The following is a 22,184-nucleotide window of genomic DNA, read 5'->3' as shown; positions in this document are numbered from 1 at the left end:
CACGACTCTTATCGGCTTGGTTCTAATTCGACGCGGACTGATTTGAGGAAAACAAGACGCTGACGTGCCCAATATTATCGATCCTCATGAGTTCATCCCTTATTCTGGATGAAACAAGACTGCAGTCTCTGGTAGTTGCCTCATCAGGCATGCTCATCCAGATTTCGACCTGATATCCGTCGTCAAGGTAGTGTACGACTATGTTTTTTGGCTGTAGGGAAAATCGGTTATCCAAATGTTGTTTCAGATTTTGAAGGCACGTGTTGATTTCCGCTTCGATGACAGATCGCAAAGGTAGTTTAGAGTAATCGTCGTCTGTAATATCGTCTTCCGGGTCAATGTGTACGATTACGTCCCCAACCTCTACGAATTGTGCCTTCAGGGTATCCATCACCTCGTCACCGATACGGTGACCCTCAGAAACACTGATCAGGGGATCTACTCGTATATGCACATCGGCCAGTACTTTGTCAGCCATCCGACGGGTCCTCAACTCATGCGTATCTCGTACGCCTTCTATTGTTAAGATGGTCTTTCGCATATTAGCGTTCAAAAGCGGAGATGCTGCTGAGTCTATGAGCTCCTCAGCGCCTTCCCGGCCGATTCTGTAAGCTACTACAAGTAGCAGGCCCGCGACCGCGGTCGCTGCTAGCGCGTCGGCCCAGGGGAATCCGGCCAGTACACCGCCGACCCCGACAATAACTGCGAGTGAGGATAGTGCATCTGATCGACTGTGCCATGCGTTCGCATACAACATCCGCGAAGCGGCAGTGGAGGGATGTCGTACGATGTACTGAAAATACCCCTCTTTTGAAACAACGGAGATAGCGGCGATCACCAGTGGTAAAAATCCCGGTTGCAACAGTGATTCAGGAGACAGGATCCTGGTCACGGCATCCCAGGCAATAGCGATCGCTATGATGCTTAACGAACCGGCTAGTGCCAGGCTGACCAGAGTCTGGATCCGGTCGTGCCCATACGGGTGTCCCTCGTCAGCTTCCTGGGCACTGTGCTTTGCTGCGACAAGTACCAGGACGTCGGTTATCAGGTCAGATAAAGAATGTATACCATCTGCGATAAGTGCCTGTGAGTTGCTGATATATCCGACCAGCACCTTGATTGACCCAAGAAACAGATCAAGTACGCTACCAATCAGTGTCAGTCGCCGGATCTCGGAATAGTGATCTTGATTCTCGAACGGTTTCACTTGATAGCCGAATTATATATGGGGCTCGCTATGACATTGAGTGCACGGATAGGCCTTATTCACAGGGATACCAGAAGTTGAGATAATACACCTTTGGCATATGACTTTGTTTTAGCGTCAGTTAGCCACAACCTCGATCAAGTAGACGTGTGAATGCATATATTGCTGAGTAATGACGATGGTCATAACGCCCCAGGTCTCAAGGTCCTTTTTGACAGCGTAAAAGCGCATGGCGAGATTACCATTGTTGCACCTAACGAAAACCGAAGCGGTGCAAGCGGCTCTTTGACTTTGACTCAACCATTGACTGTCAAGGTGTCAGGGAAAAGATGCTTTGTTGTAGACGGGACTCCAGTTGATTGCGTTCACGTGGCACTAAACGGGTTACTCGACAGTGAACCGGATATGGTTATTTCTGGAATCAACTCTGGCGCTAATTTGGGTGATGATGTACTTTATTCGGGGACCGTAGCGGCAGCGCTGGAGGGGCGGCGGTTGGCATATCCCGGGGTGGCGGTTTCACTGGCTGGTAGTGAGCCTGAGCACTATTGGACGGCAGGGCAGGTTGTCTCTGAAATCATATCTGAACTCAAGCTCAATCCTTTGCCCGCTCGATCAATCCTGAATGTTAACGTGCCGGATAGAGCACTGGGTGATCTTAATGGATACAAAATCACCCGGCTTGGTTATCGAAAGCAATCCCACCCTGTGGTCAGGATTAGCGCTAGCGGGGATTGCAGACAGTACCGTATCGGAAAAATTGGTAAAGCAGCTGATGGCGGACCCGGGACGGATTTTTCAGCGGTAAATGATGGCTACGTCTCCATAACACCGTTGCGTATTGATGGTACGGACCATAGTCAGCGTGAGCATTTAGCCGACTGGGCCCTAAGCCTTAAGCTTAAGAGTTAGATTCGGCCTCGCCATGTTTAAGGGTCTGTACGATTCGGTCGTCAGGTTGTCTCGACATCGCCACGCACCAAAATATCTGGCCATTGTTTCCTTTGCTGAATCTTCTTTCTTCCCTGTTCCTCCTGATGTCATGCTGGCACCTATGGTGCTCGGCAACCGTAAACGTGCATGGCGTCTGGCGGGTTTGACTACGGTCGCGTCGGTCGCAGGTGGTATTTTCGGGTATTACCTAGGAGGGTTCGGAGAATGGTTGGTCATATTTTATGGCGCGCAATCGGCCCTGGCACAAGTACAGCAGTGGTTTACGGACTATGGTATCTGGATAATTCTTGTGGCCGGGTTTACACCCGTACCGTATAAAATCTTCACGATTAGTGCGGGTATGATGGGGATGTCGTTGGCCACGTTTGTAATAGCTTCAATTATCGGCCGAGGCGCTCGGTTTTTTCTTGTTGCGGGATTTATCTACTTTGCAGGTACGTTTTTTACGACTGACGAAGATTTAATCATTACTATCCGGCGCTATATCGACCTTTTGGGGTGGATAATTATCGCTCTGCTGGTCACGTTATTTATTCTGCTGCGTTGACCAGATCGTGAAGCTGACCAAACTAACCACTGCTGTGTCAATGACCTTGTTGCTGTGCGCCTGTAGTGGTAACCCAGTGATTCCGGTCAGTGACCTGACACCGGAAAAATCAGGATACCCAGTAGGTATAGTGGCTGAAGGAGATTCGCTGTATACCATTTCATGGGAGTTCGGACTCGACTATCGTGAAGTCGCGCTTTGGAACGGGCTAAGATCCCCATACCAGGTGAGCCCTGGCCAGAAGATTCGACTAGGTCCTGACAGGGAGGGACGCTCTAACGGAAACAGCTCACAGACGGTCGCCAAAGCGCTGGTGAGCTCTGAAATACGTGCACAGCCGCTTACCGAGAAAGGCCAGAAAGTCTCAGGCAGTTCGATCAAAAAACGTTCATCTAGCGCTATCGCAAGTCAGGTACAGGCCTGGTCATGGCCAAATACGGGGCGTGTGATCAGCGGGTTTTCAGCGGCAGACGGTGACAACGGCATAGACATACTGGGTAGCGAGGGGAGCCCAGTGCTGGCAGCAGCGGCTGGGAAGATAGTCTACGCCGGATCCGGTCTAAGGGGTTATGGCCTTCTGCTGATACTCAAGCACGACGAACATTTCCTCAGTGCTTATGCTCACAACAATCGGTTATTGGTCGATGAAGGGGATTCAGTGCAGGCGGAGCAGTTGATTGCACACATGGGCAGTACCGGTGCAGAAACGGTTAGGCTGCACTTCGAGATCCGTTTAGATGGGAAACCAGTAGATCCGCTAAAGTATCTGCCCGAAAGAAAATAATAAGTTGTGCTCTGTCTGCTATTCAACGGGTAGCGTAATGCCTGCGCCGACTCGCCGTTGTTCCCCAGCAAGTATATTATAGGTCCTGCACGCAGCCACCGAATCCATAAACTCGATGGATATTCCTTGGTCTACAAAAGCTCTGTAAACAGAAGGGTTCGGAATTTCCTGGGTCGGTCCGGTACCCACCAGCAGAATATCAACGTCAAGGGCAAGCAGTGGAAGAAGATCAGAGCTACTGAGTGTCTGTCTATTCTTTCTTAGCCACGGGGATATAACCGTGTCCGGCGTCACGATGAAACTGGTATCAAACGATCGTGACCCTATCATCACGCGGGAGCGGGAGAATTCACGGATCATATTTGTGGTGGGTTCGTTGTCCATTCTTGGGGACATACTATTCGTGGCCGAGCATTTGGCAGTTGTTTTGGCGACAAATTGTCGATACCAACTACGTAGATCTCCACAACATACGATAAAATAGCCAGATAATCCAACTCGATTAGGGGCGCTTAGCTTCGACTCTACGTTTCTTAGTCGACCTCTGAGTTCATTACACTTACTACATGAAACCTGTACAAATCGGCATTATTGGCCTAGGCACAGTTGGTGCTGGAACGGTCAATTTGCTCAAAGAAAATGCTGAGGAAATCACTCGTAGAGCAGGTCGCCAGATCAATATCAGGGCCGTGGCAGTTAATGATATAGCCAAACAACGAGCTTGCGAAATCAGTGAATTTCAACTGACTGATGACCCGTTCGAGGTGACTGACGATCCGCAGATCGACCTTATTGTTGAGTTAGTGGGCGGTGAATCAACAGCAAGAGAAGTTGTTCTAAGAGCCCTGGAACATGGCAAGCATGTAGTTACGGCCAACAAGGCTCTTATTGCCATTCATGGCAATGAGATTTTTGATGTTGCTCTGGGAAAGGGGTTGGTGGTCGCATTCGAAGCCGCGGTTGCGGGCGGCATTTCTATCATCAAGGTTCTGCGGGAAGGACTTGCTGGCAATCGAATTGAGCGAGTCATCGGAATCATAAATGGCACGACAAACTTCATACTCTCAGAAATGCATAAGAAAGCGACTCCCTTCAGTGGGGTACTGGTAGAGGCTCAGCGACTGGGATATGCTGAATCGGACCCTTCTTTTGATGTCGAGGGGATCGACGCGGCACATAAATTGACTATATTGTCCTCTGTTGCCTTCGGCATCCCGCTAGACTTTGATTCAGTTTTCGTTGAGGGGATAACAGATATACATCAGCAAGACATAGCATACGCCAAGGAATTCGGATATAGCATCAAACATCTTGGAATAGCAAAGCAACACAAAGGAAAAATAGAACTCAGAGTCCACCCCTGTCTGGTACCGGCGGATCACCTGCTGGCAAACGTTGATGGCGTAATGAACGCAATTCTTGTTTATGGTGATGCAGTTGGCCCGACGCTGCATTATGGCGCCGGTGCGGGAGCTAAGCCAACCGCTTCATCTGTAGTGGCAGATATTGTTGACGTCGTTAGAACCTTGACTACAGATCCAGAGAACAGGGTGCCTCATCTGGCATTTCAACCGGAGCAGCTTTCTCAAATTAAATGTGGTTCGATCGGAGATATTGAAACTGCTTATTATCTTCGTTTGCTGGCGCTGGACAGACCGGGGGTTCTGGCAGACATCGCCAGAATTCTTGGCGAGCATCAAATTAGTATTGAATCTATAAGGCAGAAGGGGACCAGTTCTGGAGATAAACCGGTATCTATTGTTATTCTCACGCACAAAACGATCGAAAACCGAATGTCACATGCCATACCGGAACTGGAGAACTTGAAGACGATCAAGGAAAAGGTCGTTCGAATTCGAATCGAAGCAATGGATAGCGAGGTGCGGTCGAGTTGACGATTCCAAAACTTAATGGCGGTATTGTTGCAGCCTATCGAGATAGGTTACCGATCCCCCCTGATGTTGAAGCAGTACATATCAACGAGGGTGGTACCCCGCTGGTTCATCTGCCAGCTGTGTCAGATCGGAAACGGAATATTGAGGTATATGCCAAATGCGAAGGCCTTAATCCCACAGGTTCTTTTAAAGATCGTGGGATGACGGTCGCCTTATCGATGGCATTACACAGCGGCAGTAAGGCAGTCATCTGTGCGTCGACTGGTAATACTTCGGCATCCGCTGCAGCATACGCTGCGCGCGCCGGCATTCAAGCCTTTGTAGTTATTCCAACGGGTAAGATTTCAGTGGGCAAACTTGCCCAGGCTATGATGCACGGTGCCACGGTCGTCCAGATCGGAGGGAATTTCGACGATGCGATGGAAATCGTCAAACGAATGCCCGAGGAAGCAGACGTCACACTGGTCAACTCAGTCAATCCTTTCCGCCTGCAGGGCCAAAAAACAGCTGCTTTTGAGGTGGTGGATGAACTCGGTTCCGCACCGGATTATCATTTTCTTCCGGTCGGTAATGCTGGGAATATCAGCGCATACTGGATGGGGTATGTCGAGTATGCAGAAGCAGGAATCATTGCAGCCAGGCCGCGTATGGTTGGTTGTCAGGCCGCCGGAGCTGCGCCATTTTTGTCTGGTAGTCCGATCGAGGAGCCAGAGACAATCGCCACTGCCATCCGTATCGGTAATCCACAGTCATGGAATCTAGCTAAAACCGCCGTGATTGAATCAAACGGGTGGTTCAGGAGTTCCGATGATGCGAACATTCTCGGAGCTCAGAAAACGCTAGCGGATCGTAGTGGTGTTTTTTGTGAACCGGCATCCGCGGTTGCAATAGCGGGTTTCTGTGACGAGATGGAAAAAGGAAATATTCAAGATAACTCAGTCGTGGTCTGTACTCTGACCGGGCATGGATTGAAAGATCCGGATGTCGCGATCAGACAATCACCTGAACCGATATCTATACCCAAAGGGGGCGAGGGCTTGAGAGATTTGATTTTGTCGTCGATAGATTGACGATGTGGCATCCAAAGCAATACCGTAATGCTGTTGATATAGAAGTTGAGACTGTCTAAGAGAAGCAGTGTTTAACTCACCAGTCCTTGTCTTTGATGTAGAAACAGTACCAGACGTCGTATCTGGAAGGAAGGCGCTGGAGTTAGACGGCATTGATGATCAAGAGGTCGTTCGTGCAATGTCACACCGACGACGACAAAAAACTGGCGGTTCCGATTTTCTGGCTCTTCACTACCATCGTATAGTCGCGATCGCTGTTGCTCTGAAGGAGGATGACGGTTTCCGCGTCTGGAGTTTGGGTAGCGCAGATTCAACTGAAAAAGAGCTGTTGGAGCGGTTTTTCAGTGGTGTTGAGCGATACGATCCAATCCTTGTTTCCTGGAATGGCTCGGGATTCGATCTCCCTGTTATACATTATCGGGCTCTGTATAACGGTGCCATCTCAACACGTTACTGGGAAACCGGCGATACTGACAGGGAATTCAGATGGAATAATTATGTAAACCGTTATCACTGGCGTCATATTGATCTTATGGATGTTCTGTCGGGTTTCCAGGCCAGAGCGACAGCGCCCCTAGACGAGATTGCGCAACTTTTGGGGCTGCCTGGAAAAATGGGCATGAGTGGCGCTGATGTATGGCGTCAATACAACGCGGGCCATATCGAAACGATTCGCAATTATTGTGAGACGGATGTGCTAAATACTTATCTGATCTACCTTCGTTTCCAATACATCCGAGGTCATCTGACACCCGATAGCTATGAGCTGGAAATCGACAGAGTCCGGTCTACTTTGGTTCAGGATGGACGCCCTCACATAGCTGATTTCCTATCGGAATGGAGCCTTCCACACGATAAGCCTTCACAATCGTGAAAGTCATCGAGGCAGAAATACTTTCATTATCCAGTGACTGTCGGGGCATCGCCAGGCAGGACGGCAAGGTCTGGTTTGTAGATTTCGCTCTCCCTACCGAAGTGGTGCGATTTCGCGTGATCAAAAATAAGAACTCTCATGGTTTCGGTGTTGTGGAAGAGGTGCTCAAGAGGAGCCCATCGAGGACCGAACCGCACTGTGAATATTTCGGCATCTGCGGAGGTTGCGCCCTGCAGCACATTGAAGCCAGTTACCAGAACGTCATCAAACAACAAGTATTGCTCGATCAGTTGGAGCGTGATTCGGGGATAGTGCCCCAACAAGTTTTACCGCCGCTTGGGGGATCCCCGTGGGGTTATAGACGCAAAGCTCGCCTTGGTGTCAGACTGGTGCCGAAAAAGGGTGGGGTTTTGGTTGGGTTTCGAGAAAAGAATAAAAACTACGTTACCAATCTGGACAGGTGCCTGACCCTGGATCAGCGTATCTCACATTTATTGCCCTCACTCAAGAGACTGATTACTCAATTAAGCCGCCCCGATCGAATTCCACAAGTTGAGGTTGCGGCGGGGGATAATCAAATTGCGCTGGTCTTCCGACATTTGGAGGCGCTTAGCGGCAATGATTGCACATTGCTGGAAGAATTTGCACGATCACACGATGCTTGTGTCTATCTGCAATCAGGTGGGGTAGGTACTGTAAAACCACTATACCCTGAGGAACCACCAATGCTTGAGTATCGGTTCTCTAAAAACGGCATAAGAGTTCAGTTTTCTCCAACCGATTTTATTCAAGTAAATTCATCAACAAACGAGTTGATGGTTCAGCGGGCTGTCGAATTGCTTGAACTTAAACCGGCGGACAACGTTCTGGACTTGTTCTGTGGTGTCGGAAATTTGACGTTAACGTTAGCCAGTGCGGCCAGTAGTGTACTGGGCGTAGAAGGGGACCCCGGTCTTGTACAAAGAGCACGGTCTAATGTTCGGTTGAACAAGATTGGCAATGCCAAAGTAGAGCACTTTGACCTCTATTCCGATTCCATAGAAACCTGGGACCCGGGCCCATTCAATAAGGTACTGATCGATCCTCCACGCTCCGGTGCTTTAAATGTGTGCAAGTGGCTGGTTGGATCGCTTAAACCCGAACGGGTCATATATATATCTTGTAATCCAGCGACCTTGGCAAGGGATCTTAATCTCCTCGTTAATGAACATGGCTATATACTGAAACGCATCGGGCTCATCGACATGTTTCCTCAGACGCCACATATCGAGAGCATCGCCGAGCTTGAGCTCAGCTAACTAAAGGCAAACGAGAAGACATAGTGGCGTTAGCCCTCCGTGCCCGTCTTGCTTTCCTGCTGAGCACTGGGCTTTTGACTTGTCGCAGTGCTTGAGGGCCTATTTGGGTTGGCGGGTTGACTGTTTCCCTGGTCCGTGCCCGTCTTGCTTTCCTGCTGAGCACTGGGCTTTTGACTTGTCGCAGTGCTTGAGGACCTATTTGGGTTGGCGGGTTGACTGTTTCCCTGGTCCGTTGTTTTTCGATCATTACGGGGTCTGCGGTGGCGATTAGGTTGTGAGCCGCCCCGGGCCTGTCTGTTTTGGCCCCTGGGATTATCGGAATCGGGAGCTCTTGAACCTTTATCAGCATTAGCACGGCTTTTCTGGCTGCGACGGTTCGACCCCCCTCGATGCTGTCCTGAATTACGGCGACGATTGCGAGAGTGAGTTTTCGACTTTTCAGTTGTATCTGGTTCTTCTTCCAATAATGCGATCGATTTGGAGAATAGATTGCGTATCCTGGCAAAGAATCCACTGGCGGATGGTTCCTTGGATGGTTTTGCAACGGCCGGAGATATAGGGGGCGGCTTGGTTGAGAGTTGCTCCAGCTTAACGGCTGCTTCGGGTGGTCTTTGCTCTGGAGAATACTGTTCCAGAGAGTCATTGGAAGTATGGTCTGATTTAAGCTCGTGGCTCGCCTGGTAGCCCATCTCATCAATATCCTCACTACGCAATCTTCTGATGTTCAGTTGCGGCCCTTGCAGATGTGCTGAAGGTATTATAACGAGACGGGTGCCCAGTCTATTCTCGATCTGGCTGACTTCGTAACGCTTTTCATTCATCAGAAAAGTTGCTGTATCAATGGGCAGCTCAGCTATGATCGCTTCTGTATTTTCCTTTAGCGCTTCTTCCTCGAGTATACGAAGCAGGCTCAATGCCGATGAAGTCACATTTCGGATTTGTCCAGTACCTTTGCACAGCACACAGGATTTATAATTTGATTCGCTAATCGAAGATCTGAGGCGCTGTCTTGACATTTCAAGCAAGCCAAAGCGCGAAATATGTCCCAGCTGAATCCTTGCGCGATCGTTCTTAACAGCATCATGCAACCTTGCTTCTACCGTTTTCTTGTTATAGGACGACGTCATATCTATCAGGTCGATTACAATCAATCCACCAAGATCACGTATTCTCAACTGACGGGCGAGTTCGTCCACAGCTTCCAGATTAGTCTGTAGGGCTGTCTCCTCAATATCTGAGCCCTTGGTCGCGCGTGCTGAGTTGACGTCGATGCTCACCAGTGCCTCAGTGTGATCTATAACTAATGAACCACCCGAAGTTAGGGTTACTTTTCGAGAATAGGCACTTTCGATTTGATGCTCTATCTGAAATCTCGAAAACAGAGGAATGGTGTCCTGGTAGTGCTTGAGACGAACCATGTTGTGCGGCATAACCTGCTGCATAAATCGACTGGCACGCTCAAAAATATCCTGCTGATCGATGACAATTTCCTGGATGTCACCGCGCAGATAGTCTCGTATCGCTCGGACGATCAAGTTGCTTTCCTGATAAACGAGAAAGGGAGCAGATTTTTCATCGCTGGCTTTTTCTATCGCATTCCACAACTGCAGCAGAAAGTCCAGGTCCCATTGAAGCTCCTCTGTTGATTTGCCTATCCCGGCCGTTCTGGCTATCAACGAATGGGCAGTTGGGACAGTCAACTGTGCCATTACATCTCTGAGTTCTGTGCGTTCATCACCTTCAATTTGGCGTGAAATTCCACCGCCTTTAGGATTGTTGGGCATGAGCACGAGATAGCGACCAGCCAGGCTAATAAAAGTTGTCAACGCCGCGCCTTTAGTACCACGTTCGTCTTTTTCCACTTGAACCAGGAATTCTTGACCGACAGACACAACATCTTGTATTTTGACTTGTGCCATAGGTGTCGATGGAGAATAGTTCTCAAAGTGCGACCGGGAGATTTCTTTCAGGGGCAAAAACCCTTGCCTGTCGGCACCGTAATCTACGAAGGCAGCTTCTAGGCTAGGCTCTACGCGAGTTACAATACTTTTGTAGATATTCCCTTTGCGCTGTGTTCGTACGGCTGATTCGATGTCTAGATCAAGCAATTTCTGACCATCGACAATCGCTACCCGGAGCTCTTCTGAGTGGGTTGCATTAAATAGCATTCTTTTCATTGTTTTCTCTCACCTTCAGGTCGCCAAGTCCCGTGACGTGCACCACTCATGTGCAATACGGCAACATGGCGACGGTTATTAAGTCGTACCCGTGGTAAGCCAAACTAAGCGGTTACGGGGCATCCGTAAACCGTAAGGCCGATGGCCTGAGAGATAACTGATTGAAGAGTGCTTCAGGTGTAGACTATGGGAAACGACTCGCTAGATTGGCGAGCTTATGTTACCCCGGTTGCTATACTACAATTCCTGTTATGCATTGTTTAAACGGTCAGCAGTTTTGACACTGTGTCTTGGCATATTCCAGCTGGCGTTTCGCCAGTGTATCATTTACCGAACTGCCTGTTGTCAGTAAGTCAGATATTTGCCAGGTAACTACCTGGCGACTGACTGTGCTCTCCGGGCACTCTGGGAGGACCAAATTGGGCCGATCATGCTTCCCACAGTGCCGAAAATCTCTCAAACCGGGCGCTTACAATGCTTGCTATAGCACGCGCTTACACGGTATTTTTCCTCTACAACTCAAAAGATTATAGCATTCGCCTCTTTTCCAGGCAAACAAAGTGATGGTTAGCTCAGATGAAATAGCCAGTCCCCAGGCTGGTCGCCCGACACTCTTGGAGGTCGATGAAAGGTCTGCAACCCGGCGGTTGGACAACTATTTACGCAAAATACTCAAGGGTGTCCCCAAGAGTCACATCTATAGAATCATCAGAGATGGCCAGGTGCGGGTCAATAGCGGAAGAGTCAAACCCGATTATCGGCTCCGGTACAAAGATAAGGTGCGGATTCCCCCAGTTAGAACGGCGAGTCGTGACTCGGTTGGTGTGCTGGATTTGTCAAAGGTCGATCTGATCCAAACACTCTATGAAGATCAATCACTTTTGGTGGTGAACAAGCCCCCTGGAATTGCGGTGCATGGGGGCACAGGTCTTGCCGGTGGTATTATCGATCTACTAAGAGCAGAGCGTTACGCCGACAGCTTTCTTGAGTTAGCCCACCGACTGGATAAAGATACATCGGGCTGTCTGATTCTGTGTAAAACACCAGACTGTCTCAGATCTCTTCATGCCAGCCTGCGCAGACAGAAGGAATCGGCACATGTCTACAAAACCTATCATATTATTGTGGTGGGGGAGTGGGAAGGTGGTGTTCACGAGGTTAAAGCACCTTTAAAGAAAACCCGAGGCAACGTAGTTAATCGAGTCGTACTATCTTCGAGCGGGAGCCCCGCTCGGACGATTTTTCAACCACTTAGAAGCATAAATGGATATACCCTGGTCGAGGTTAAGCTAATGACAGGGCGGATGCACCAGATACGTGTCCATGCAGCATCAGTTGGATATCCGGTTGCGGCTGATCGTAAATATGGCAACGTTTCGCACAACCAGAATTTGGCGCAGTTGGGAATAAAGAGACAACTGCTGCATGCGACTAGAATTGTACTTCAACATCCTGAAACCGATGCTTTGTTAAAAGTAGAGGCCCCATTCCCAGATGACTTTGAACAACTCATGCCGGCGAAGCCAAAGTTGTAACAAAAGGATTTGCGACGACCCGAGGCCGGACTTCTTTCAAGAAACTACCGTGTTTCGAGCTAACAAATTAGGTTATGGCGTCGAACGTTACAATCAACGATAAGCTGGTTTGTCGATCCGATTCTTTGACAACTGGGGGCAGAGGACTTCGCTTCAAGGTCACAGATCAGGCAAGAACTTACCCGGCTTTTGTGGTTCGATCTGCTGAGGGTGTTACAGGTTTTCTCAACCAATGTGCACATATGGCGCTGGAACTGGACTGGAGCCTGGGCGAATATTTTGACAATGATGGCCAGTATCTGGTTTGCGCGACCCACGGTGCGCTTTATGATCCAAAAACGGGGGCATGTGCCGGCGGTCCCTGCAGAGGCAAACCGCTTCAAGCGTTAAGCATCATCGAGTCCGATGGGGGGATATATTTGGAGGACGACACCTATCGATTGATAGGCGACTCGTTAGAGGTCAGTTCGGAGACAAATATCGGCTCAACCTAGTTTCACAGGTCCCATCGTCAATGGGTCTATCCCTTCTTTTTCAAGCATCGATACCAACGTGATCATAGGCAGTCCCATCACCGCGGTAGGATCCTCGGACCGAATACTTTTCAGTAATGTGATACCCAGTCCTTCAATGCGGACACTTCCACAGCAGTCGTAAGGCTTATCAATATCGAGATAGTATTCGATTGCTGTGCGACTCAGTTCTTTAAACTGGATCAACGTTGGCACTGTTTGAACCTGGGTGTGCCCCGTGAGTGTGTTTATCACTGCTACGCTGGTCAGCAGTTCTGCCTTGCCTCCAGAAATGAGTTCAAGCTGGGAGATTGCATCTTCTCGGTCGATTGGTTTGCCGACGATCTGACCGGCGTATACAGCCACCTGATCTGACCCGATGATCAAAGCACGCGCTTCTTGTTGACCCACAACTTGGGCCTTCTCACTCGCAAGTCGTTCGACAAGCGTAGTTGCGTCCTCACCTTTTTTCGCCGATTCATCAATGTCAGGAGGCACAACCCGGAAGGGCATGAATAGCATTTCTAGAAGCTCGCGCCGGTATCGGGAAGAAGACGCAAGAACAAGTTCCTGATTTTTTGAGTTTTTTGACACTTTAAGCTGCAAAGAATAAAATTCGTGCTCGTTTATCCATCAATCTGCCCAGAGTGGCTTGGCCCGTATTCTGGGTTCTCCAAGAATTAGATTCTAGAACAAGAGATTACTTATGGCTGTTCAAAAAAACAGGAAAACCCCATCGAAAAGAGGTATGCGGCGATCACATGACGCGCTGACCGGCACGACATTGTCAACTGACCCAGTTTCTGGGGAACTGCATCGTAGACACCACGTGACAGCTGACGGCTATTATTGCGGACGAAAGGTCGTCAGCGACCGAGACGTATCTGAGTAGTGTTTGAATCGCCACACTCGGTTCGCGCAGCTCGGGCGTAAACAGGCAGAAAAGCGAGATAGCTACTGAGGTGAATACTACTCTCGCCGTCGACACGATGGGGGGTGATTACGGCATATCCGTTACCGTACCTGCGGCATGCTCGATGGTACAAGAAAACCCAGATCTTTCAATCACCCTGGTGGGTGCAATCGACTCAATTGAGAAAGCACTGGGTTCGAATAAGTCTCACCCCAGGCTGGAGATAGTTGGATCGACAGAAGTCGTTGAAATGGACGAATCCCCTGTCTCGGCGCTTAAGAACAAAAAGAATTCCTCTCTACGGATATCAATTGATCTCGTAAAAGCTGGAAAAGCTGATGCGTGTGTCAGCGCAGGGAACACAGGCGCTCTCATGGCTACCGCTCGGTTTGTGCTGAAAACACTACCTGGAATAGATCGACCTGCTATTGTTAGCGCACTCCCACGAGCCAATGGCCACGTACACATACTGGATCTTGGCGCCAATGTAGAAAGTTTGCCTGAGCACCTTCTGCAATTCGGCATGATGGGTGCCAGTTTAGTTCGGACACTCGAAAACAACCCTCATCCCACGGTAGGGCTTCTCAATATCGGAACTGAACAGGTCAAAGGAAACGTGACCGTCAAAGCAGCGTATCAGTTGTTCCAGAGCAGTCCGATCAACTTTATCGGCTATGTAGAAGGAGATGATATTTTCAGTGGTGAAGTCGATATCATTGTTTGTGATGGTTTTGCCGGCAATGTTGCACTCAAAACCAGCGAAGGCTTGGCGCAGATGCTGACAAAGGCCGTAAGGGAGGAATATATGCGATCATTGTGGTCACGGTTTTTAGGGGCTTTGTCCGCACCGGTACTCAAAGCAATTCGTACTCGAATAGATCATAGACGCTACGATGGTGCAGTTTTAGTGGGTTTGAGTGGTACGGTTGTTAAGAGTCACGGAGGCACTGATCAAGTAGGGTTTGCGCACGCTATTAAGGTGGCTCAAACAGCTGTCACCAATAACCTGGTTGCTCAGATACGTGACGATCTTGGCCAGTTGAATGAACAACAGATCCCTGCGTAATCTGGACCAGCTTGAGAAATTTGGCTGAATAGGCTTTAGATCATGAGCGTAGGTTCGGTTCGACATTGTAAAAAAAGAACTCATGGCTGAAATTTGCCTGGTGACGGGTGGTAGTCGAGGTATAGGCAAAGCTATATGTGAAGCACTCGGAAGTGCGGGTTGTCTTGTCGTTGGAACAGCCACCACTGCAGAGGGTGCTCATACCATTACCGAATCTTTCAAAAAAATAGAAATCCCTGGCAAAGGGTGTCGATTAGATGTCAGGGATCAAGAATCAGTGGATAAACTGCTGGGCGAAATAGAGACTGAGTATGGCTCTGTAAGCGTGCTCGTAAACAACGCCGGTGTAACGGGAGATAGCCTGCTACTCAGAATGAAGGAACAAGACTGGGATGACATCATAGACACGAATTTAAAGTCGTTATATAGACTTTCAAAAGCTGTGTTACGCAAAATGACCAAAGCACGTCATGGCCGAATAATTAACATTGGCTCTGTGGTTGGCAGCGCCGGTAACGCGGGACAATCGAACTATGCAGCGGCAAAAGCCGGCATGATCGGATTCACCCGCGCATTAGCGCGAGAAGTTGCAAGCCGGAACATCACCGTTAATACGGTCGCACCCGGCTTTATCGATACAGATATGACGACAAGGTTGCCGGAAAGCCAGCGTGAACGCCTGATTGAGTCCGTGCCGTTGGGGCGACTCGGCTACCCCCATGAGGTTGCCGCGCTGGTGGCATTTCTGGCCTCTGATGCGGGCGCCTACATCACTGGACAGGTTCTACATGTCAACGGCGGGATGTATATGGGTTAAGCATTTTATCGGATGATATTCAGTCACATAGTGGCATGTATTGATCTATAATATCGACTCTGGCTGGGCTCAATAGCCGGCTTGTTTAAGATTGATACAATGAACGTTTCGCACACCCTGTGATGGACTTCAGTTGGGTAATATTGTTTAATGCGCGCCAATGGGAAACCCTGTCGCATCGGAGTCTGGCCCATAATGTCGCCATGACCTGCAGCTGCAATACCTAGGGAGACTAGTAAACCAATGAGCACCATAGAAGATCGAGTAAAAAAAATCGTCGTCGAACAGCTTGGTGTAGCTGAAGACCAGGTAACACCTGACGCTTCGTTTGTTGATGACCTGGGTGCGGACTCCCTGGATACAGTGGAGCTTGTAATGGCCTTGGAAGAAGAATTTGACGCCGAGATACCCGATGACGAGGCTGAGAAGATCACTACGGTCAAGCAGGCGATAGATTTTATTAATGCGAGCGCTAGCGGTTGATAGCAGACTTACTGACCTGAATCAAGAAGCCGCCTTAGCGAAACGCTAAGCGCGGCTTTTCTAGTTATAGCATCGATTAAATGGCTAGACACAGAGTTGCGGTCACCGGTCTAGGTTGTATCACGCCAGTAGGTTGTGGCATGCCGGAAACCTGGTCAGCTCTGATTGAAGGTCGGGCAGGTATTACCCCTATCAGCTTTTTTGACGCGACCGGTTATCCATCTTCCATTGCTGGTGAAGCTCAGGATTTTGATCCACTGGTACGCCTTTCTAGCAAAGATGCGCGGAAGATGGATCGATTTGTACAACTGGGTGTGGTCGCGGGCCTGGAGGCCTACGATGATGCGGGCCTGAATGGTGGACTCGATAAAGACCGCTTTGGTATCTTGATTGGGGCGGGAATAGGTGGCCTGGAGACGATTGAAAAAACTACGAGCACGTTGCTAGAAAAAGGACCCAGAAGGGTTTCTCCATTCTATATTCCCAGCAGTATCATCAATATGGTCTCCGGAAATTTATCCATTATGCTGGATGCGCAAGGTCCAAATCTGGCCATTGCAACAGCCTGTACAACCGGAACTCATAGCATAGGGATGGCGGCTCGATTGATTCAATACGGTGAGGCAACAGTCATGATTGCCGGGGGTACTGAATCGAGTATCACCCCAACGTCTATGGCCGGTTTTGGTGCGGCTAAGGCACTCAGTCGAAGAAATCATGATCCCACCAGGGCGAGTCGTCCTTGGGACATCGAGCGAGACGGGTTCGTCCTTGGTGAAGGTGCCGGCACGATGGTCTTGGAAGAACTGGAGCATGCGAAAGCCAGGGGCGCGAGAATCTATGCGGAACTGACAGGGTTTGGTATGAGCGGAGATGCGCACCACATGACGCAGCCTTCGACTGGAGGGGAGGGCGCGTCTAGATGTATGGCAAAAGCGCTGAGCGACGGTTGCATTGATTCCAGTGAAATCGACTACATCAATGCTCACGGCACTTCTACACCCCAGGGTGACCTGGGTGAGACTCTCGCAATAAAGAGGACTTTCGGTCCAGCCGCCTACGAGCTGATGATCAGTTCAAACAAATCTATGCTAGGGCATCTACTCGGTGCGGCGGGCGGTGTTGAAGCGGTGGCGACAGTTTTATCGCTTTATCATGGTGTGATCCCGCCAACAATCAATCTTGAGACACCCGATCCGGACTGCGACCTGGATTATGTACCGGGTACAGCTAGGGAAGTTGGCATCAGTACGGCATTGAGCAACTCATTTGGGTTCGGTGGAACCAATGGCACTCTCGTGTTCAGGCGTTACCTAGGCTGAATCATGGCGCCTGATCTGGACTAGGTGATTATGGCTACCCGCTCGAACTATAGCAGGGCATAAAAGACGGCTAAGAATCTGTCAGGGTGACATAACGTGTCAAAACACGTTCTCATAAGCATAGCAGGTGTGGTTTTTATTCTTGTGATTGCGATGACCTACCTTCAGCAGGCGGCGAACGAACCGCGTGTTTTACGCAGCAACGTACTTCTCCTTGAGACCGGCAGCAGTCTGCGCGACTTTGCAGAAATGATGACACAGCTAAGTGATCTTGAATGGCCTTTACCCATCATGGTCTGGGTAATGGCAACTGGGCGGTCAACGAGTCTGAAAGCCGGGGAATATGCGATCAGCACAGGGGACAGCGTGGAAGAGATCATCACTCAGGTGGTCGCTGGTAAAGTAATCGAACACTCAATCACCTTTCCGGAAGGCTTCACACTTAGCGACATGATTGGCCGGTTGGATTCTGTCACATCGCTCTACAGAGAAGAGCGTGACTTGACATCAGAACTGATCAAACAAGCGATCGACACCGACCATAAAGTGCTCGAGGGATTGTTTTTCCCAGATACCTATCGTTACGTTAGGTCCGACACTCCTGTTAGCATCTTGCAGCGCGCAAACAAGAATTTGACGGTGAAACTTCAGGAGGCCTGGTCAGGAAAAGCGAATGGCTTTTTGCTAAAAAGCACGTATGAACTGCTGATTCTTGCTTCGATCATAGAAAAAGAAGCAGTTGTTGCGCATGAGAAACCACGAATAAGTGGGGTATTCATCAATCGACTGCGAGAAAACATGCGATTGCAGACCGACCCTACCGTAATTTATGGCCTGGGCGATGAATTTACCGGTGCTCTGACCAGAGAACATCTGGCTAAAGACACCCCTTACAATACCTATACAAGGAATGGACTCCCACCAACACCGATCAGCTGCCCAGGTTGGGCTTCACTCTTTGCGGCTGCGCATCCTGAAGAACATAACTTCTTCTATTTCGTCGCCAAAGGTGATGGCACGCACCAATTTTCAAAGACATTTGAGGAACATCAACAAGCCGTAAAAACCTACCGGCGAAGGAATGAATCTAAAAGCCAGTAACAACAAGGGGCACTTTATTACGTTAGAAGGTGGAGATGGCTCCGGCAAAACGACTCAGATTGAACTGTTATCAGACTATTTGAGAGGAAGGGGTATTGATGCATACATGACCCGCGAACCTGGTGGCACCCGGCTCGGCGAGGCGTTAAGGGACATCATTCTTCACAGCTCCGACCCTATTGATGACAAAGTTGAATTGTTGCTGATGTTTGCGGCGCGTTCACAGCACATCACTGAGGTGATCAAGCCACGCTTAGCCAGCGGACAATGGGTATTGTCAGATCGATTTACAGATGCGACTTTTGCTTACCAAGGTGGTGGTCGTCAGGTCGCAATAAAAGATATAGAAGGCTTGCAGATTTTTGTTCAGGGTGACTTTACGTCGGATAAAACGATTTTGTTGGACTTGCCAGTGGAGCAGGGCATTCTTCGGTTAACACGTCGCGGCGAAGCCCATGACCGGATAGAACAGCAGGATCTCGCGTTTAAGCGGCGGGTCCGGGAAGCTTATCTGGAAAGATATCGTCAGTGTCGTTCACGTATTGCCCTGGTTGACGCGTCAGGTACTATTGCCCAGGTACACCAGGCCATCAGGACTGAAGTTGAAAATATGATGAGCCCTTCAGAGCAGGAAAATGGCGGTTAGCCCGTGGCATCAGGCCCTGTGGCGCTCGTTGCAGTTAAGACCCCAGGGTATACCTTCTTCAACCTTACTTGTCGGCAAACAGGGTACGGGTGTACTGAATCTTGGCATGGAACTTGCCAGACTGTTGTTATGCGATGCGGGGGGCAGTGACGGACCCTGTACGACATGCACTTCATGTCAGATGTTCGAACGAGCGGCACATCCGGATCTGCATGTTGTTTCAACCGAAGAAGCGGAGGAAACCGGTGATCTTAGATTCAGAAGTCACTCGATCAGATACGCCGAAGAGGATTCCACAAAAAGGGCACGAAGGACGACTGTCAGAAGCATCATCACCGTAGATCAAATACGGGCAGTCACCGATGCTCTGAACAAAACCCCTGGTTTAGGGTCAAGCAAAGTCTGTCTGATCTATCCAGCCAACGCGCTTAACCTGAATGCGGCGAATGCACTTCTAAAATCACTAGAGGAGCCGACTAGTGGGACCTATTTTCTGTTGTTGTCTTCGTTCCCAGGCAGTTTACCGCCGACAATACGTAGTCGCTGCAGTCGACTCGATCTTGACGACCCTACTAGCGAAGAATCTATCGAATGGCTGACGACCGAACATAAGGTAGATTTTAGCGTCGCACAGCAACTGATTACACACGGGCTGGGCCCTTATCAAGTGCTCCAAATGAATACAAGAGAACAGTTAGATGCTCACCAAGAGTTGATCGAAGGACTGGCTAATCTAGTCTCCGGCAAGCTCAGCGCGGGTGCTTTTACGCGCCAGAGAGGCATGTACGACATAGGGTGTACCCTGAAGGTGATTCAATCGGAGATATATCGCGGCTTGAAGGAGTCGGTCAGACCCGACCATGATGCTGATGTCCCGGTTCTGATTTCCCCGAATGTTGCCCTGGAGTTTAGGGAAGTACTATTCTCAGTTTATTTCGAGATCGGCAGGTTTCTCAGTTGGCCCAAGAAGTCAGTCGACGAGCAGTTATTCCTGGAAGACATCGCATTCAAATTGTCTTTTCGCGAACCGTCGGGGGCTTAGCCGTTGATACTGGTCGATTCACATTGTCATATCGATTTTCCTGAACTGTCCGAGGATCTGGACGGGGTACTGGAGCGGGCAAAGGCAGTCGGTGTAAGTTACCTGCTTTGCATAGCGGTAAATCTAGAAGATCTGGAGAATATTAAACAAATATCCCATAGATATGCCCATGTGTTCGCGACTGCCGGTGTACACCCAAACCACGATCCAGGAATACTTGACTCGCCTGAATATGTGAAGCTCCGAGAAGCGGCCGCGGACCCCATTGTTGTCGCCGTAGGAGAAACCGGTCTGGATTACTACCGGTCAAAGGGTGATCTTAAATGGCAATCGGATCGGTTCCGAAAACATATCACGGTTTCGAGGGAACTCGGCAAACCACTCGTCGTCCATACAAGAGGTGCAAACGAAGACACGATTTCCATAATGCGGGAAGAAAATGCTTCAGAGGCGGGTGGTGTCATGCATTGCTTTTCCGAAGACTGGGCGACTGCCAAAGCAGCTCTGGACATGGGCTTTTATGTGTCTATATCCGGAATTGTGACCTTCAAGAATGCTGACTCAGTCAGGGAGGTCGCTCGCAAAGTACCGGATGACCGACTACTGGTCGAGACGGACGCGCCATATCTTGCACCTGTACCTCATCGTGGTCGCACGAACGAGCCCGCGTTTGTCGCGGATACGGCGAGTTTCCTGGCAGAACTCAGAGGTGTTGAGCTTGATTTATTGGCACAACAGACCACAGATAACTTTTTCCAACTGTTTCCTCTGGCCACGCGGCAAAATCACTGATGACGGATTAAATAGTTACAATGTCAGCTGTATTCGATGTAGTCACTACGCATAATGTATGTTATGTTAAGTAAGATATATGCACGAATTTACCACCTCAGCCAATTGACGCTAGACGGTCGCTCAGTAGACAATGTCTCCCCTATCGGGGATTTACTGATTACTGCCCCTAAGGCCTATGAGGCAATTACCTATTTGATACCCAAAGGACATCACCATGAGTCAAAACCAACTACCGGATACCGAAAAAACAGACACCACCGCCAAGCCGTCCACTACTGCGCCCAAGGCGCAGAGTTCATCGGCCAAGAAAGCAGCAACCATAGGCTCCTCTATCATCATCCATGGTGATGTTGCGGGCGAAGAGGACCTGATTGTTGATGGTACGATCGAAGGTACTGTTAATTTCAAGGAAAACTCACTTGTTGTCAGTAAAAATGGTCGTGTCACTGCGAACATCAATGCTCGTGTGATCCGAGTTGAAGGCGAAGTCAAAGGGGAACTTCGCGGTACAGAACAAGTTCTGGTAACCCCCACTGGTCAGGTCGCGGGTGACATTCGAGCACCGAGAGTTGTTCTCGAAGATGGTTGCCAATTTAAAGGCTCTATCGATATGTCTGTCGACAAATTGGCTATCGGCGGCGATCGCTCTTCGGCTCCTCGCCTCAGGCCCAGTGCGACCCGTCCAGTGCGACCTGGACGAGAAAAGCAGGATACACCCCCACCCCTGCGGAATACTTAGCCAAGCAAAAAACCGCGGCTCTAACCGCGGTTTTTTACCCCTGATATCCCTTTATTGGCTCATCGGATAGATAGACAACGTCGAAACCGCTGACCATATCGCCTTTCAGGTAGGCACCAGGGGCATGAAGCGATTTCTTCGTGTTTAAAGAACGATCGTCCGCTGTTAGAGTGGTCGCTTTATAGGTCGTGATGGGCCCCGTAATCATTTCCGGGTGCTCAAATACCATTTCGTCTGTTAGCGGTACAAATACTATCTTCGACATTTCTTGCTCGACAGGGTTCTTCGCCAACCAAAACTGTAGTAATTTGAACTGGTTTCCAGGCGTCGGATTGATGGTAATCGCAGGGTAATCCTGGTTTTATTGTTTTTTGGAGTACATTTGAGTAAGTTCACCGCTGAGACGA

24 protein-coding genes are annotated in these 22,184 nt (G+C 49.5%); 19 read left to right on the top strand and 5 right to left on the bottom strand.

Going from position 1 to position 22,184, the window contains the following annotated elements; all coding sequences use genetic code 11:
* Positions 1–22: 22 nt before the first annotated feature.
* Positions 23–1,207, bottom strand: coding sequence for a cation diffusion facilitator family transporter (locus MK323_10980; protein MCH2482678.1), 1,185 nt, complete (start codon positions 1,205–1,207; stop codon positions 23–25).
* A gap of 153 nt (positions 1,208–1,360) precedes the next feature.
* Here MK323_10980 and surE point away from each other — a divergent pair, with 153 nt between their 5' ends.
* From surE to MK323_10965, 3 genes are read left to right on the top strand one after another with little or no spacing between them, the layout of a single operon-like run.
* Positions 1,361–2,119 carry a 5'/3'-nucleotidase SurE gene (gene surE, locus MK323_10975; GenBank protein MCH2482677.1) on the top strand — a complete coding sequence of 253 codons (759 nt, stop codon included), beginning with the start codon at positions 1,361–1,363 and terminating at the stop codon, positions 2,117–2,119.
* Between the two features lie 13 nt (positions 2,120–2,132).
* Entirely contained in the window at positions 2,133–2,708 is a 576-nt protein-coding gene (locus MK323_10970) for a DedA family protein (protein MCH2482676.1), read from the top strand.
* Positions 2,709–2,715: 7 nt separating this feature from the next.
* Positions 2,716–3,492 (top strand): peptidoglycan DD-metalloendopeptidase family protein, encoded by a 777-nt coding sequence (locus MK323_10965; protein ID MCH2482675.1) that lies wholly within the window; start codon positions 2,716–2,718, stop codon positions 3,490–3,492.
* A gap of 18 nt (positions 3,493–3,510) precedes the next feature.
* Here MK323_10965 and MK323_10960 read toward each other — a convergent pair whose 3' ends face one another.
* Positions 3,511–3,852, bottom strand: coding sequence for an MTH938/NDUFAF3 family protein (locus MK323_10960; GenBank protein ID MCH2482674.1), 342 nt, complete (start codon positions 3,850–3,852; stop codon positions 3,511–3,513).
* A 206-nt stretch (positions 3,853–4,058) separates the two neighbouring features.
* Here MK323_10960 and MK323_10955 point away from each other — a divergent pair, with 206 nt between their 5' ends.
* From MK323_10955 to rlmD, 4 genes are all read left to right on the top strand, one after another.
* A complete protein-coding gene (locus MK323_10955; GenBank protein MCH2482673.1) occupies positions 4,059–5,387 on the top strand; it encodes a homoserine dehydrogenase in 1,329 nt (442 codons plus the stop codon).
* Positions 5,384–6,457 (top strand): threonine synthase, encoded by a 1,074-nt coding sequence (thrC, locus tag MK323_10950; protein MCH2482672.1) that lies wholly within the window; start codon positions 5,384–5,386, stop codon positions 6,455–6,457. Before MK323_10955 ends, thrC begins: the two co-directional genes overlap by 4 nt.
* A 67-nt stretch (positions 6,458–6,524) precedes the next feature.
* The gene (locus MK323_10945; GenBank protein ID MCH2482671.1) at positions 6,525–7,331 is read left to right on the top strand and encodes a 3'-5' exonuclease; all 807 of its coding nucleotides are present in this window, start codon (positions 6,525–6,527) and stop codon (positions 7,329–7,331) included.
* Positions 7,328–8,629 (top strand): 23S rRNA (uracil(1939)-C(5))-methyltransferase RlmD, encoded by a 1,302-nt coding sequence (rlmD, locus tag MK323_10940; protein MCH2482670.1) that lies wholly within the window; start codon positions 7,328–7,330, stop codon positions 8,627–8,629. The genes MK323_10945 and rlmD overlap by 4 nt, the downstream gene beginning before the upstream one ends.
* 29 nt (positions 8,630–8,658) lie before the next feature.
* On the opposite strand, the gene MK323_10935 is transcribed toward rlmD, so the two are convergent.
* Positions 8,659–10,806, bottom strand: a complete 2,148-nt coding sequence (locus tag MK323_10935) for an Rne/Rng family ribonuclease (protein MCH2482669.1) — start codon at positions 10,804–10,806, stop codon at positions 8,659–8,661.
* A gap of 563 nt (positions 10,807–11,369) precedes the next feature.
* On the opposite strand from MK323_10935, the gene MK323_10930 reads away from it, so the two are divergent.
* Together MK323_10930 and MK323_10925 are read left to right on the top strand one after the other, a co-directional pair.
* A complete protein-coding gene (locus MK323_10930; protein ID MCH2482668.1) occupies positions 11,370–12,341 on the top strand; it encodes an RluA family pseudouridine synthase in 972 nt (323 codons plus the stop codon).
* A 74-nt stretch (positions 12,342–12,415) separates the two neighbouring features.
* The gene (locus MK323_10925; GenBank protein ID MCH2482667.1) at positions 12,416–12,835 is read left to right on the top strand and encodes a Rieske 2Fe-2S domain-containing protein; all 420 of its coding nucleotides are present in this window, start codon (positions 12,416–12,418) and stop codon (positions 12,833–12,835) included.
* Here MK323_10925 and MK323_10920 read toward each other — a convergent pair.
* Positions 12,827–13,375 (bottom strand): Maf family nucleotide pyrophosphatase, encoded by a 549-nt coding sequence (locus MK323_10920; GenBank protein MCH2482666.1) that lies wholly within the window; start codon positions 13,373–13,375, stop codon positions 12,827–12,829. The two genes, MK323_10925 and MK323_10920, sit on opposite strands and share 9 nt — an antisense overlap.
* Before the next feature lie 184 nt (positions 13,376–13,559).
* On the opposite strand from MK323_10920, the gene rpmF reads away from it, so the two are divergent.
* The 10 genes from rpmF (at position 13,560) to MK323_10870 (ending at position 21,777) form a co-directional block, all read left to right on the top strand.
* Positions 13,560–13,745, top strand: coding sequence for a 50S ribosomal protein L32 (rpmF, locus tag MK323_10915; GenBank protein MCH2482665.1), 186 nt, complete (start codon positions 13,560–13,562; stop codon positions 13,743–13,745).
* 70 nt (positions 13,746–13,815) lie between these two features.
* Positions 13,816–14,832 (top strand): phosphate acyltransferase PlsX, encoded by a 1,017-nt coding sequence (plsX, locus tag MK323_10910; GenBank protein MCH2482664.1) that lies wholly within the window; start codon positions 13,816–13,818, stop codon positions 14,830–14,832.
* An 82-nt stretch (positions 14,833–14,914) separates the two neighbouring features.
* The gene (gene fabG, locus MK323_10905) at positions 14,915–15,649 is read left to right on the top strand and encodes a 3-oxoacyl-ACP reductase FabG (GenBank protein MCH2482663.1); all 735 of its coding nucleotides are present in this window, start codon (positions 14,915–14,917) and stop codon (positions 15,647–15,649) included.
* A 243-nt stretch (positions 15,650–15,892) separates the two neighbouring features.
* On the top strand, positions 15,893–16,132 hold the full coding sequence (acpP, locus tag MK323_10900) for an acyl carrier protein (protein ID MCH2482662.1): 240 nt from the start codon (positions 15,893–15,895) through the stop codon (positions 16,130–16,132).
* 80 nt (positions 16,133–16,212) lie between these two features.
* A complete protein-coding gene (gene fabF / locus MK323_10895) occupies positions 16,213–17,454 on the top strand; it encodes a beta-ketoacyl-ACP synthase II (protein MCH2482661.1) in 1,242 nt (413 codons plus the stop codon).
* Positions 17,455–17,550: 96 nt separating this feature from the next.
* On the top strand, positions 17,551–18,555 hold the full coding sequence (gene mltG, locus MK323_10890) for an endolytic transglycosylase MltG (GenBank protein MCH2482660.1): 1,005 nt from the start codon (positions 17,551–17,553) through the stop codon (positions 18,553–18,555).
* On the top strand, positions 18,536–19,201 hold the full coding sequence (gene tmk / locus MK323_10885; GenBank protein MCH2482659.1) for a dTMP kinase: 666 nt from the start codon (positions 18,536–18,538) through the stop codon (positions 19,199–19,201). The genes mltG and tmk overlap by 20 nt, the downstream gene beginning before the upstream one ends.
* The gene (locus MK323_10880; protein ID MCH2482658.1) at positions 19,191–20,243 is read left to right on the top strand and encodes a hypothetical protein; all 1,053 of its coding nucleotides are present in this window, start codon (positions 19,191–19,193) and stop codon (positions 20,241–20,243) included. Before tmk ends, MK323_10880 begins: the two co-directional genes overlap by 11 nt.
* A gap of 6 nt (positions 20,244–20,249) precedes the next feature.
* Complete coding sequence (locus MK323_10875; GenBank protein ID MCH2482657.1) at positions 20,250–21,035, top strand: TatD family hydrolase; 786 nt, start codon at positions 20,250–20,252, stop codon at positions 21,033–21,035.
* Positions 21,036–21,252: 217 nt separating this feature from the next.
* Positions 21,253–21,777, top strand: coding sequence for a polymer-forming cytoskeletal protein (locus MK323_10870; GenBank protein MCH2482656.1), 525 nt, complete (start codon positions 21,253–21,255; stop codon positions 21,775–21,777).
* A 34-nt stretch (positions 21,778–21,811) separates the two neighbouring features.
* Here the strand turns inward: MK323_10870 and MK323_10865 are convergent, their stop codons facing one another.
* Positions 21,812–22,042 carry a hypothetical protein gene (locus MK323_10865; protein MCH2482655.1) on the bottom strand — a complete coding sequence of 77 codons (231 nt, stop codon included), beginning with the start codon at positions 22,040–22,042 and terminating at the stop codon, positions 21,812–21,814.
* Positions 22,043–22,184: the final 142 nt, after the last annotated feature.

The organism is Gammaproteobacteria bacterium (assembly GCA_022450155.1).
Taxonomy (GTDB): Bacteria; Pseudomonadota; Gammaproteobacteria; order Arenicellales; family UBA868; genus REDSEA-S09-B13.
This window is presented reverse-complemented; position numbering and strand designations above follow the sequence as displayed.